This window comes from Desulfosarcina variabilis str. Montpellier (genome assembly GCF_048565275.1).
In the GTDB taxonomy this organism is placed as follows: Bacteria; Desulfobacterota; Desulfobacteria; order Desulfobacterales; family Desulfosarcinaceae; genus Desulfosarcina; species Desulfosarcina variabilis.
Genome location: NZ_CP159846.1, coordinates 842,213 through 855,406, shown reverse-complemented (window position 1 = coordinate 855,406; position 13,194 = coordinate 842,213). Strand labels below are relative to the sequence as shown.

Genomic DNA, 13,194 nt, shown 5'->3' with positions numbered 1-13,194 from the left:
GGAAAGCACATGTTCATCTTTTTATGTACATGAACTTAATAGCGATATCAGGATGTGTCAATACAATTCAGCATTGGATCCAGGGTAATCGCATGTAACTTTGGAGATGCTTAATTATTGCATGCTGGCAGCGCGTCCCCACCCAATAAAAAGCCCCATGAACCGCTGGCTGTATGCAAACAGCGTATTAACATATTGGTGGGCAGCAAGGGCATGCAGGTCCTGGTTGGAAACCAGGCTCATGTAGTTTTCGGGCCTGTCGGCCAGGGGAAAGAACAGGTTGCCCAGCCGTAAGGGAAACTCCTGTTGGACGAGGGCCATCATATGCCGGGCAACGGCAGCGTTCATGTCAAACGCCGGCCACAGGTCGTGCAGTACACCCTCCAAGGTAAAAATCGCCTTTCGAAACAGCATCAGATCGGCAGGAAACACCAGCCCTTCCATGGACAGGAATTCCAGAAGCCGGAAGGCCTGTTTGATCAGTGGCAGGCGCTCATTTGCCGGTTCGTGCATCCATCCAAGGACCAGATCACGCAGTTGCCGGCGGGGCATCAAGGTGGGCTGAGACGCGCCGGCGGTCAGAGCACGGATGGCATTGACCATCCCGGTCAAATCCTTTTTGAGAATCGCCTGGATCAGGCGCACGGTTTTAACCCGGTCCAGACGGTCCAGATGACCGGCCAGACTCCAGTCGACCAGCCCGATGGCCGGATCCATGGAATCGGGAATGAACACCGCCAGGATGTTGCCGGCATGGGGGTCGCCGTGAAAAAGGGCCGCATCACGCCGTGAAAACAGCGGTTTCAAAACGACTGCCGTAAACAGTGCCTCGGCCATCCGTTTTCGCTGCGGCTCGGTCAGGTCGGCGTCGGCAAGCTTGGGACCGTCCAGAAAATCCATGGCGGTCATGGCATGGGTGGACAGGGGCAACCGCCGTGGAATACGGATTTCCGGCATATCCGCATAAAACCGTCCAGCCGCCTCCAACAAACGCTGTTCGGTCGCCAGATCGATCTCGTGGATCATCATATCGCGTACATCATCAAAGATTTCCAGGAAACGAAAATCCTTGAGCGGGTAACGTGTCCGATGGGCGTGGAAATATGCAGCGGTTTTTTGCAGCACATCCAGCTCTTCGTTCAGATGGCGCCGTATGCCGGGGCGCAGCACCTTGAATACGCCCTTCTGGGGGTTGCGATCCGCCAATGGTTGCCACTGAAAAGGAATCACGGCGCCTACGCTGGCCTCGCAAAGAATAATCGGTGCCACTTGAACATCAGCCGTTTCAGCGGCGGGTCCCAGCTGCTCGTGAATCCGCCCCATCAGCTCAGCCGGATCAGTTCCGTAAAGACCATTTTCCAGACCGATCAGCCACTGCCGGACAGCCGGATCAATGTCGGGATGGCGGGCAATCAGCTGGCCCAGTTTGTGAAGGGTGGGAAACGCTTGCGCCAGGGCCAATAGTCGCTGCTGGCAGCAGGTTTCTATATCCATGGACAACTGGCTGACCACCAGGTCAAGCAGCCGCTCACGATTAATCTGGCTGAGAAAAAATTCGATGCCATCGCGGACCAGGGACCGGTAATGGGCATATGTCTCGGGGATGGCCTGCTCTGGCCGGGTGCGCGCCACGATCTGTTGGGCCATGCGGGTACCAAAGGCCGCGTCCCCCATGGAATCGGCCATCTGGGCCAGTTGCCCGCGCAGCGCTTCCGGTGACATGGTGGAAACGATCTGTTTTAACATGGACTCCGGCAGATCAAAGGGATTCAAAGCCATCCCGACTCCTTTTGGTTTCATCTTGCCAAGACGATAGCCAGGGCAGTTTTATTGATTTAGTCACATTGGCAGCGATCAATACTGAATCGCGCCTTGAGCCCGATCCGGCATCACCGGTCGAGGGTATTATCGGACCCCAATGGAAAAAACAAAACGGTTAAATTGTACTGCGACTTCCGTTTTTTCTTTTACCATCTCCCACAGGTGGTGTATCGTACTCACCGATACCAAATGAATCAACCGGATAAATTGCTCCTAAACTGGGCGATTCAAATTTTGGTATACATGAAAATGGGTAAGCAGGGTAATACGATAGGTCATTATTACCCCCTACAATTTGAATCGCCCAGTTTAGGTTGTTGTCAGATCGAGTAAGTTTCATGTTTAAAAAAAGAACGCGTGTTTCCTCGGGTGTAAGTCAGCTTGACCGGCAGTTAGGCGGGCTGTTTATCGGTGACAACGTCGTCTGGTACGACGATGCCGGCTCTCTGGCGTCGATTTTCAGCCTGAATTTCATCCAGGAATCCCAGAATCAAAACAAGCCCCTGATTTACATCACCTTTGATCGATCCCCCCGCACCCTTTTGGAAGACCTCGGTCCCCTGGCGGAGAATCAGCACCTGACCATCCTGGACTGCTTTACCCATGGCAAGGGCGATGGCAGCGAGGTGTTCAGCAAGTTTTACGAAAAAGACGGCGCCCAGTGGCCGTACCAGATCGTGCGCATCAACGAGCCCGGGGACCCGGAGGTGGTATCCGATGCATTCTACCACCTGCACAGCACCATGAGCGGCGATGTGCGTTTCGTCTTTGATTCCCTGACCGGCATGCAGGACCTGTGGGGCGGGGAAGACGCCATCTTGAAATTTTATTCCCATGCCTGTCCGCGCCTGTATGAACTGGATACCATCGCCTACTGGATCATGGAAAAAGGCGCCCATTCGGACCGACTGCGGGCCAATATCAATCACATCGCCCAGGTGGCCATTGATCTTTCCGTGCGCCGGGGCAAGTCAGCCCTGACCATCCTGAAAGCACATAAACGCAAGCCCGATGCATTGAATATCCCCCTGGTCTACTGGAACGATGGGATGGCCATTTCCTTTGAGGTGGAAACCGGCAAAGGGGGTACCATCGATTTGGGCGGACGGGTAAAACAAATTCGCAGCCGGCAGGAAATGGCCCAGAAAGAACTGGCTGCGCTGGTGGGGGTCACGCCCAGCACCATCTCGCAGATCGAAAGCGGCACCATCTATCCGTCACTGCCGGCCCTGTTCAAAATCGCCCAGGTGCTGGGCGTTCCGGTGGCGACGTTTTTCCAGGACCAATCCGACACGACCAGCCAGGTCATTTTTTCCGGTGCCGGGACCCGGGTCAGTTTGGCGGACTTGCCCAAACGGGACGTGGAGGGCCACCGTCTGAGCCCGGCAGATTTTGATGCCGACGCCGAACCCTACCTGATCGAAATCCCGGCAGAGAAGAAACTCCCCTCCCATTTCTTTGTTCACAAGGGACAGGAGATGGGATATCTGCTCGACGGCAGCCTTGAAATGAAAATCGGCAACCGGACCTACAAGGCAGGCACCGGTGACGTAGTTTATCTGACCAATGAAATCCCCTCGCAATGGAAAAATATTGGTGAATCGACCGCCAGGATGTTGTGGGTGAAAATAAACAGGTAACGGTCGCACGGCGGCGCTTGGTATGGTTTAAGGTATAAGCTGTGAGCTGTGAGCTTATCAGCTATGCGCTATCAGCTGCCATCCACGGTCATCAGCTGATCCGCCCAGTCCACGGCGGCATTGAACGCCGCGATCACTTTTTCAGGGTTCAGGTTCAATTGCTGCATCATGCCCCTGGCATCTTCCCATCTGGCTTCTTCTACATATTGGGCCAGGCGCAGCAGCGGTTGATATTCATTATCGGGTTCCCGGGTCAGCGCCCCTTTGAGTTTGTTCTCAATGGGCAAAAAAGTCACGATTTCGCTCATGGGGGTCCCCAGCATGGTATCCAAAAGCGAAAACAACCCCAACAGATGCAGACTCTCCGGATCAAATCCCCAGAAATCATGGTCGATCGCCACCCGTTCCAAAAATTTGCCCCGCTGGGCAGAGAGCTGGAGCAGGTCCGCCGCGCTGTCCGATTCACTCATATCGTTGATCAGAACCACCCGCATCCAGTTTTTCAGCTTTGGCCACCCCAACAGGCGGATGGCATGCTGAATGGATTTGATCTTCTGGGAAAGTCCGAACGCCGCTGAGTTCAGATAGGTGAGCAGACGAAAACTGACGGCGGCATCCGCCTGGATGGTTTCCGCCAGATCATCGATGTCTGGATCACGCGCCTCGATCCGTTTTAAAAGCTGAAGGCGAGCCGCTTTATTCGAGGTCATTTTGTGGATCGTAATCGTGTCCGGTTGCTTGAAAAAGGCCCCTTCAAAGAGTGTCACGCCCACCTCCCGGCACATATCGAATTGGGCGGCATTATCCACCCGTCGGGCCAGCAGGCGGGCATTGACCCCCTGAATGCTGGTCAGAAGCTCGGAAACATCCGCTTTTTCCCGACCAACCACCGGAACGCCAATGATGTCGGCCAGCCGATACAGCGCGTCGAATTGCCGTTTGCCACTGAATCCGCACACGGCAATCAGATACCCATCGGCGTTAAGACGCGTCAGTATCTGCGCAATGGTCGGTCTCAAGTACAGTTGTTCATCGACCTGCACCACAGCCCGTTCCGGCGGCAGTGCATAAGCCATATTATCGATGATTTCCATCTCATCGAAATTGAGCAGGATCTTTTGACCCTGCGTGAGGATCTGCTGAAGGGCCATATATGCACTGGCGGCGACCTCGACGGCAGCGGATTCGAATTTCGTCGTCACGCCGTCGCCCACGCAAAACAGCTCATAGCCCCACAGCGAGCGGTCCGCATTGAATATGGGCTGGCGGGCGATTGAAACCGCGGTGGCGGCCGACAATGGGGTTGAATCGTTTGGCATCGGGTCACCTCCTGAAAAAAAAGCGTCAACAACAAACCATAAACTATTCAATTGCCAGTTTACTGCTCCAGCGGTTTCAGGCCCCAGATGTTGTTGGCATATTCCGTGACCGATCGATCGCTGGAAAATTTTCCCATACGGGCGGTATTGAGAATTGATTTTACGGCCCACGCCGCTTTATCCTCGAAAAGCCGGTTGACACGTTCCTGAGCGCTTACGTAAGGGCGAAAATCGGCCAGCAGCATATAAAAATCCCCTTTTTGCAGCAGCGATTCCACGATCGGATCAAACAAGTGGGGATCTTGCGGAGAAAAATCTCCACGGCTGATGCTGTCAAGGGTTTGGCGCAGTTCGGCATCGCTGTCATAATAGGCTCGCGGGTCGTAGCCATCGCTGCGCAGGGTCGCGACCTGGTCCGCGGTCAGGCCGAAGATGAAGATGTTTTCCTTGCCGACCTCCTCCATGATTTCCACATTGGCCCCGTCCAGGGTGCCGATGGTCAGGGCCCCATTGAGACTCATCTTCATGTTACCCGTACCCGAGGCCTCCATGCCGGCCGTGGATATCTGCTCGGAAAGGTCGGCCGCAGGAATGATTTTCTCCGCCTGGGACACGCAGTAATTGGGCAGAAACAGCACCCGCAGCTTCCCTTTCACATCCGGATCCGTGTTGGTTTTCGCGGCAACGGCATTGATCAGCTTGATGATGCGTTTGGCCTGATGATAGGCCGGCGCCGCTTTACCCGCAAAAATGACCGTGCGCGGTACCACCGGTGCGTCAGGATTGGCCCGGATGCGATGGTACAAGGTAATAACGTGCAGCACATTGAGCAGTTGCCGCTTGTATTCATGGATACGTTTGACCTGAACCGAAAACAGCGTATCCGGATCGACGCCCAAACCAATTTTACGCAGGATGTAACGGGCCAGCCGTTTTTTGTTGTCCCGTTTGGTTTTGATCCAGCGCCGTCGGAATTCGGCATCCTCTGCCAGGGGTTCCAGTTTTTTCAGCTGCGCCAGATCGGTAATCCAATCCGGGCCAATGGCGTCGTTGATCAGATCGGCCAGCGTCGGGTTGGCCTGGGCCAGCCACTGCCGGGGGGTAATGCCATTGGTGACATTGGTCAGGCGCTTGGGAAAAAGCGTGTTAAAATCCTTAAACAGGTAATCTTTGAGGATCTGGCTGTGGAGCTGGGCAACACCGTTGACCGTATGACTACCCACAATGGCCAGGTTGGCCATACGCACCCGCTGCCCGTTAGATTCGTCAATCAGTGATACACGACTTACCAGCTCGTGGTCCTTTTTTTGTTTGGCGGGCAATCCATCCAGAAAACGTCGATTGATTTCAAAAATAATATCCGTGTGTCGCGGCAAAATCCGGCGAATGAGCGCTACCGGCCAGGTCTCCAGCGCTTCGGGCAAGACCGTGTGGTTGGTGTAGGCAAAGGTTTTTTCACAGATCGGCCAGGCCTCGTCCCAAGTCAGCCCCTCGTCGTCCATGAGCAGCCGCATCAGTTCGGGGATGGCGATGGCCGGGTGGGTATCATTGAGTTGAATGGCAACGAAATCGGGCAATTCCGAAAAATGCCGGCCCAGCTTACGGTATCGCCGCAGAATATCGGCCAGGGTGGCGGCCACAAAAAAATATTGCTGCTTCAGGCGCAGCTCCCGGCCCTGTTCCAATTCATCGCTGGGGTAGAGCACGCTGGAGATGGTTTCGCTTTGCACCTTGGCCTCCACGGCGCCGACATAATCCCCCTGGTTGAATTCATCCAGGTTGAATTCCCGACTGGACTGCGCTTTCCACAATCGCATGTTGGTTACAAATTCATCACCAAACCCCGGCACAAGGATATCACAGCCCATGGCCATGACCACTTCACCCTCCATCCAGCGATAGCATTGCCGGCCGGCGGCATCGGTATAGGTTTCAGTATGCCCGTAAAAGCGTACCGGAATCAGATATTCCCCACGGCGAATTTCCCATGGGGTTCCCCTGCGGGCCCAGTTATCGCATTGTTCACGCTGCCAACCGTCCTCAATGGTCTGATGGAAGATGCCGTAATCGTATCGGATACCATATCCGTAGCCAGGGTAGTTCAGGCAGGCGAGTGAATCCATGTAGCAGGAGGCCAGCCGCCCCAGGCCGCCATTGCCAAGGCCCGCGTCCCACTCTTCATCCTCCAGTTCATCCAGGTCAAAGCCCATTTCCTCAACCGCCTGACGCGCTTGATCCACCATTTGCAGACTGATCAGGTAATTCATCAAAAAACGGCCGGGCAGGAATTCAAGGGACAGAAAATAGACCCGTTTGGCCAGGGTATCGTATTGGGACCGCTGGGTACGAATCCAGCGTTCGATGAGCTGATCGCGAACACTGTGCGCCAGGCCCATGAAACAGGCATGACGATTGGGTTTAACCGGATCACGGCCCATGGTGAAGCGGATATGGCGCTGAATGTCGGATTTGAGCGTTGATGCGGATATGACGGATTTGCCTTCACGATCGCTGATTGGATGGGGATTGTTAACCATGCTAAAATGCTCCTTGATAATGAAAAACAGATGGGCTATCGGCTTTAAAATCGCACGGCCAGGGTCTTCCCATGATGTGTCGAAAAGGAGAACGGGTCAGTCGGGCAACACTAGCCGGCCACCGGTGCTGGGACGGCTATCCATGGAACGGGCCAAAAGAAAAGGTTATAAGGGAAGACTGGCTAACGAAATCGACTTTATCCCAATGCGATTTTCAAATCAACGATAAGCCTTAGGGCGGGTGGTTTTAAAGACGGTTTTTCTTTATTTCTCGTTGTAACCGAAGACATGGGACAAAAGCGCCTGTTTCCAATGCTCTTCACGGCCCAAAACATAATCCCTGCTGCTGTTCAGGTCACAGATTTCGAGAATTGAAAACTGGAAATTGAACTGGTAATCCCCCTCTTCATGGCTTAGCAGACGGCGAAGGGGCCGTATCTCCGCGTGGCCGTTGATGGCAAAGGACACCCACTGGTGCCAGATCGACTCCCCGGTACCGGTGCTGCCCACAAACATCTTACCGGTATGGGTATCCGTGATCAAATAAATCCCGCCAACATTGCTCAAGGCATCTTTCCATTGAGGGATGTTTTTTCTGACAAGGGTTCTGAGGATGCGAAACGAAATGTTAACGCTGTTGTAACCGGTAAAATCGGAAACCACCATCCGTTTATCACGAATTCCGGCAACCAGCAGCTTGTCGATATATTTCGGGCCGATCAGGTAAGCAGCGCTAAATCGTTTGCGGAACTGAACGATCACCCGACCCACCAGGTGGTCCAGGCCGGGAAACGGCTTGGTACCATATTCATACCAGCTTTTATCGCCATGTTTTCTGTGCTTGACCCCAAGCACCTGATAGATACCAACGAACAGCCAGTGGTCCTCCTTTAATTGGATCAGCGAAATGATTTCGTCACATTTGAAATTCTGCTGGGTCTGGTACTCCTGCCAGGCCTTGAACCGGCCTTCGAAAAAAGCCTGCAAAGGTGGGTCTTCCTTGCTTGTCGCGCAATGAATTTTATAGCTGTTTAGTTGCGCACCGGCAACCGTGAGTATATCGATGAGTTTGATCATGCTGAAACTCCCCTATTAGAAAAATTGAAACCATGCTCGCCACGGATTGTGGTTATGTATCGGTGCTTTCTGATTAATCCTTTAGGTGAAGCCAACAATCCCCTCCTAAAAATAACAATCCCCGATTGAGACGCTCAATCGGGGACGATAACACAGGGGTATGACGAAACGATCAAGGCTCATACTTGACTTCCATCTGATTCAAATACGCTGGATCAAACGCCTCAATGCCCTGGGTTCGTTCCAAAAATGTACCAATGGTGTTTGCGGCAACCGCGTAGGCATCCATCACCGATGCCAGTTTGGCAACAATCGGGTCATCTTCTCCCAGCTGGTCCGCCATTTTGTCCAACATCTGCCGCCCCTTCTCTAAATGATTTTGGATACCGGCAAAGGCGGCCTTGCGCATTTCGTATTTTTTCTGCTCGTTGTCGATCACCGGCAGTAACCGCCGCACCGACAGCTCGACCAGCGCATCACGGGGTGCATTAAACGCCCTTGAAATTTCATCCAGCAGCACAAGGGACTGCCTGCTGATCACATAGGTCTTTTGCACTCGATTTTCTGCCATGATCCTGGCGTTTTGGACTTCTTTGGCAATGGCATTCAGGGAGTCGCTATCCTGGGCCAGATGGTCGAACAATGATTTTTGTTTGATGCCCAGTTGAGCGGCGACAATGCTGATCGCCTCAATACAACCGGCGGATAGTTTGAAAGTGGCACGTACGGATTGTCTGCCCCGCAATCCCGAACTGGTGATGAAGGTCAACGAATTCTTTCTGTTTTCAAATTTGCTGTCAGCCATGGGAAATCTCCATTCGTGCGGTTCAATATAATTACCCATACTCTATTTATTCAAAAAAATAATGCAATAAAAAAATATTTCCACAATATTGACATCGGAGAATCCATTAATATCGTTTGGTCAAATCAGAAATGCACGATCGCCCACAAGAAAGCGATAACGACCCGCAACCAAGGAGGTTTGACCATGATCTACAAAGCACTTTTCGGTTCCCCTACCCGTCGCTTCGGATCACCATTTTCCGAACTGGATAACATGCGGCGCCAGATGGACCGGCTTATGGAGGCATATCGTAAGCAGCCGGCCGGCCATGCCAGCGCGGGTGTGTTTCCATCGATCAATATCAATGAAGACAAGGACGCTTACTATGTCAGCGCAGAATTGCCCGGTGTAAAATCAGCAGACCTTGATCTTAGTGTCACCGACAATCAGTTGACCCTGGCCGGTGAGCGGAAAATCACTGAACAGGCCACCGATGTTCGTTATCACCGTCGTGAACGCGAAGCCGGACACTTCTCGCGTGCAATCGCCCTGCCTGGCGACGTGAATGCGGAAGGGGTAAAGGCCAAACTGGCAGACGGTGTGCTGACTGTTACCGTACCCAAAGCGGAAAAAGCCAAACCCAGACAGATCAATATTCAATAAGGCCCTTATGATGAAGGAGGAAAAGATCATGTCAGACACCAAAGAATTGAAACTCAAAGAAAAACAGGAAGTCACCGCATCTGCCGAACAGACCAAGCCAGGTCCGGTGTTTACCCCCAATGTGGATATTTTTGAGACCGATCAGGCCATTACCCTGATGGTGGACATGCCGGGGGTAAAAGCCCACAACCTGAACGTGGACCTGCGTGACGATACCCTGACCCTGACCGGAGAAGTCGATCCCCAGGCAACGCCTCCTGGCGAGCCGGTGTACGAAGAATACGAAATCGGTCGCTACTATCGCCAGTTCTCTCTTTCTGAAGTGATTGCCCAGGATAAGATCGATGCCAAGCTCAGTGATGGTGTACTGCGGTTGACCCTGCCCAAAGTCGAAAAAGCAGCCCCGCGGCGCATCGAGGTTCAAATGGCATAGTTATAAAAAACCGGTAGGCCAATTTTTTTTACGATATACGGTGATGATCAGACTTTGAAACTGCCCACGATGGTGTTCAGTTCCGCGGCCATGCGTTTAAGATCTTCGGCGCTGACTTTAACCTGATCACTGCTATTGGCGATTTCTCCCGAACTTTGATTGACCACGGTAATATCTTGCGTGATTTCAGCAGCTACTGTTGAACTCTGGTTGACGTTTTGATTGACTTCCTGAATGCCCTGTGAGGCCTGGGCGATGTTGGTGGCGATCTCCCGGGTAGCTGCGGACTGTTCTTCCACCGCCGTTGCCATGGTCGCCACGATCTCATTGACACTGTTGATCACCGTGGAAATTTCATCGATCCCTTTCACCGTGACATCGGTACGTCCTTGAATATGCTCGATCTTATCTTTAATCTCGAGCGTTGCCGATGAGGTTTGATTGGCCAGTTCCTTGATCTCATTGGCCACCACGGCAAATCCCTTGCCCGCTTCACCAGCCCGGGCCGCCTCGATCGTGGCGTTGAGGGCAAGCAGGTTGACCTGCTCGGAAATTTCGGTGATGGTCTCGACGACCTTGCCGATGCCCATGGCGGCCTTGCCCAACTCGTCCATCTGACCGGAGGCCTCTCCCGCCTTGTGCACAGCCTGGTCGGCAATCGTCCTGGCCTTTTCAGCGTTCTGGGCGATTTCGTTGATTGTCGCGGTCATCTCTTCGGAGGCAGTGGCTACCATGGATGTATTGGTGGAAGACTCTTCCATGGCCGCGGCCACGTTGTTCAGGTTGGCGCTCATTTCCTCGGCTGCGGCAGCCACGTTATCGGCACGGGTGGACGTGTCGCTGGCACGTTCAGACATCATGTTGGCAATTTCTGCCAATTCCGTTGAGGAACCATCAACATGAACCGAGTTGGCGGCAATTTTTTTGATCATGGTTTGCAACTTTTCCAGGAAGGTATTGAACCATCCGGCCAACTCGGCAATTTCATCCCTGGATTGAATCTGAATGCGTTTGGTGAGGTCCCCTTCACCCTCGGCGATATCCTGGAAACTGACAATCATCTCTTTAAGTGAGCGCACAATGCCGAAAGCAATGAATAGACACAAGGCAATGATGGCCACGAAAATCACCCCGGAGACAACAACCATCGATGTGGTCCGTTTGGCTACCAATGCGTCGATCTCTCCGGCCATTGTTTGTTGGTAAGCGGCGATGTTGTCGAGGTAGACACCGGTACCGATCCACATCTGAGTTCCCGGAATCATTTCAGCGAAGGAAATTTTGGGTTGATCGCCGGCGCCGGGTTTGGGCCACGTGTACTCGACGAATCCCCCCCCGCCCCTGGCCGCATCCCGCAGCTCCTGGATCACCCTGACCCCATTCTTATCGGTCAGTTGGCTTAGGTCCTTGCCAACCGATTCTTTTTTAACAGGGAAAGCCACGTTAACCGTTCCCTCGTATACGAAAAAATAGCCGGAGCGGTCTTTCTCAAAAATAATGGCGTCCACCATATTACGGATGGTGGACGTCTGCTGATTGTGGTCATTGATGCCGGCGATCGCCGAGGCGATCATCAGGGCAGCGGAATGGGTCGCCAGCTGAATGCGGGCCTTCTGGTCTTCGAGCATCACCTCACCGGTTTTGTGAATACCCAATTCCTTGACTGCATTTTTGTTGTAGATGGCAAACATGATCATGGTGATGAATAGCACCAGGATCGCGACATTGATGATGTACATCCGACCTTTTACAGTTAACCGGTTAAGCATTTCAGTTCCTCCCTGTGCAGATTGAGTTCAGTATCATTCCAGATTCTAATTTAACTATAGACCTGGATTTGAAAAACTTTAATAAAATTATAAATTCAATTCATTATCTAACACATGGTCATTCTTCCTGTTTATCGCCATCCCGGAAACACGGGCGAACATGGCCATGGGAACTTGTAATGACTGTTCTACGCGGATGTCAGCTGCATTTAACGGGCACAATAGCGCTTGAAAAGAAATGGGATTGTATGTATCCGTTCTTGTGCATGGTCAAAATACACTTATCGAAGCGACAGCAACCTATCGATTTGTACGGCCATTTCCATTTATTCAAAAGTGGGAACAGGTTGATACAAACCAAGCGAGGAAAACATGATGCAGCAGCTAACATACGGATTGGAGGACAACGTCGTTGTGGTGACCGGTGGAAGCCGGGGGATTGGGCTGGACCTGGCAAAACATCTGCTCGCTCAAGGCGCCAACGTGGCGATCTGCGGCCGAAAACAGGAAGGACTCGATGCAGCCAGGGCCGAACTGGATGGCGGTAATCGGTTGCTGGCCATTGCTGCACACATTGCCAGGGAGGCCGATGTCAAACGTCTGTTTGACCAAGTGGTCGAACGATTCGGATGCATTCACGCCCTGGTCAACAACGTGGGCATGAACCTGGCCACCGGTGTCGTGGATACCGAACCGGCATTGTTCAAGAAAATCGTCGACTCCAACCTGACCGGCACGTGGCTTTGCTCGCGCGAGGCGGCCAGGATCATGCAGCAGCAGAAATCAGGCCGGATCGTGAATATCACCTCCCTTGCTGCTCACCGTGCCGCGCCACTGATGGGCATATACGGAATCGCCAAGGCGGCCGTCGAGATGATGACCAAAACCCTGGCCCAGGAATTGGGCCCTTTTAACATTCAGGTGAACGCGGTTGCGCCGTGTATGGTGCGCACCCAGTTTTCCCGGCCATTCTGGTCCAATGCCAAGCTTCTCGATCAAATCGTCAAAGACATTCCCATGGGCCGGATCGCTGAAACCGAGGATGTGGTTCATCCGGTATTGTTCCTGTGCTCCAAAGGGGCTGCGTTCATCACCGGCCAGACACTGTTGGTGGATGGCGGAGCCAGTGCCGTTTAAAAGGTGAGAAT

The 13,194-nt window shown here is 53.0% G+C and carries 10 protein-coding genes; 4 read left to right on the top strand and 6 right to left on the bottom strand.

Annotated features, from left to right (window positions below; translation table 11 throughout):
• Positions 1 to 114: 114 nt before the first annotated feature.
• The gene (locus tag Dvar_RS03725; protein ID WP_419660386.1) at positions 115 to 1,779 is read right to left on the bottom strand and encodes an AarF/UbiB family protein; all 1,665 of its coding nucleotides are present in this window, start codon (positions 1,777 to 1,779) and stop codon (positions 115 to 117) included.
• A gap of 380 nt (positions 1,780 to 2,159) precedes the next feature.
• Between Dvar_RS03725 and Dvar_RS03720 the strand changes: the two genes are divergently transcribed.
• Positions 2,160 to 3,461 (top strand): helix-turn-helix domain-containing protein, encoded by a 1,302-nt coding sequence (locus Dvar_RS03720; protein ID WP_419660385.1) that lies wholly within the window; start codon positions 2,160 to 2,162, stop codon positions 3,459 to 3,461.
• Positions 3,462 to 3,532: 71 nt separating this feature from the next.
• Here Dvar_RS03720 and Dvar_RS03715 read toward each other — a convergent pair whose 3' ends face one another.
• The 4 genes from Dvar_RS03715 to Dvar_RS03700 all read right to left on the bottom strand — a co-directional run bounded on the left by Dvar_RS03715 (position 3,533) and on the right by Dvar_RS03700 (position 9,199).
• Entirely contained in the window at positions 3,533 to 4,780 is a 1,248-nt protein-coding gene (locus Dvar_RS03715) for an EAL and HDOD domain-containing protein (protein WP_419660384.1), read from the bottom strand.
• Between the two features lie 59 nt (positions 4,781 to 4,839).
• A complete protein-coding gene (locus Dvar_RS03710) occupies positions 4,840 to 7,317 on the bottom strand; it encodes a glycogen/starch/alpha-glucan phosphorylase (protein WP_419660383.1) in 2,478 nt (825 codons plus the stop codon).
• Between the two features lie 264 nt (positions 7,318 to 7,581).
• Positions 7,582 to 8,394: a GIY-YIG nuclease family protein gene (locus Dvar_RS03705; protein WP_419660382.1), complete on the bottom strand. Its 813-nt coding sequence runs from the start codon at positions 8,392 to 8,394 to the stop codon at positions 7,582 to 7,584.
• A 172-nt stretch (positions 8,395 to 8,566) separates the two neighbouring features.
• The gene (locus tag Dvar_RS03700; RefSeq protein WP_419660381.1) at positions 8,567 to 9,199 is read right to left on the bottom strand and encodes a hypothetical protein; all 633 of its coding nucleotides are present in this window, start codon (positions 9,197 to 9,199) and stop codon (positions 8,567 to 8,569) included.
• A 186-nt stretch (positions 9,200 to 9,385) separates the two neighbouring features.
• Here Dvar_RS03700 and Dvar_RS03695 point away from each other — a divergent pair, with 186 nt between their 5' ends.
• On the top strand, positions 9,386 to 9,844 hold the full coding sequence (locus Dvar_RS03695) for an Hsp20/alpha crystallin family protein (protein ID WP_419660380.1): 459 nt from the start codon (positions 9,386 to 9,388) through the stop codon (positions 9,842 to 9,844).
• A 28-nt stretch (positions 9,845 to 9,872) separates the two neighbouring features.
• Entirely contained in the window at positions 9,873 to 10,277 is a 405-nt protein-coding gene (locus tag Dvar_RS03690) for an Hsp20/alpha crystallin family protein (protein ID WP_419660379.1), read from the top strand.
• A gap of 47 nt (positions 10,278 to 10,324) precedes the next feature.
• On the opposite strand, the gene Dvar_RS03685 is transcribed toward Dvar_RS03690, so the two are convergent.
• Entirely contained in the window at positions 10,325 to 12,046 is a 1,722-nt protein-coding gene (locus tag Dvar_RS03685) for a methyl-accepting chemotaxis protein (protein ID WP_419660378.1), read from the bottom strand.
• 372 nt (positions 12,047 to 12,418) lie between these two features.
• Here Dvar_RS03685 and Dvar_RS03680 point away from each other — a divergent pair, with 372 nt between their 5' ends.
• Complete coding sequence (locus tag Dvar_RS03680) at positions 12,419 to 13,183, top strand: SDR family NAD(P)-dependent oxidoreductase (RefSeq protein WP_419660377.1); 765 nt, start codon at positions 12,419 to 12,421, stop codon at positions 13,181 to 13,183.
• Positions 13,184 to 13,194 lie beyond the last annotated feature (11 nt).

Coding starts and splice junctions, on each gene's coding strand:
- Dvar_RS03725 (WP_419660386.1), bottom strand. CDS start 1,779: ATGGCTTTGAATCCCTTTGATCTGCCGGAGTCCATGTTAAAACAGATC.
- Dvar_RS03720 (WP_419660385.1), top strand. CDS start 2,160: ATGTTTAAAAAAAGAACGCGTGTTTCCTCGGGTGTAAGTCAGCTTGAC.
- Dvar_RS03715 (WP_419660384.1), bottom strand. CDS start 4,780: ATGCCAAACGATTCAACCCCATTGTCGGCCGCCACCGCGGTTTCAATC.
- Dvar_RS03710 (WP_419660383.1), bottom strand. CDS start 7,317: ATGGTTAACAATCCCCATCCAATCAGCGATCGTGAAGGCAAATCCGTC.
- Dvar_RS03705 (WP_419660382.1), bottom strand. CDS start 8,394: ATGATCAAACTCATCGATATACTCACGGTTGCCGGTGCGCAACTAAAC.
- Dvar_RS03700 (WP_419660381.1), bottom strand. CDS start 9,199: ATGGCTGACAGCAAATTTGAAAACAGAAAGAATTCGTTGACCTTCATC.
- Dvar_RS03695 (WP_419660380.1), top strand. CDS start 9,386: ATGATCTACAAAGCACTTTTCGGTTCCCCTACCCGTCGCTTCGGATCA.
- Dvar_RS03690 (WP_419660379.1), top strand. CDS start 9,873: ATGTCAGACACCAAAGAATTGAAACTCAAAGAAAAACAGGAAGTCACC.
- Dvar_RS03685 (WP_419660378.1), bottom strand. CDS start 12,046: ATGCTTAACCGGTTAACTGTAAAAGGTCGGATGTACATCATCAATGTC.
- Dvar_RS03680 (WP_419660377.1), top strand. CDS start 12,419: ATGATGCAGCAGCTAACATACGGATTGGAGGACAACGTCGTTGTGGTG.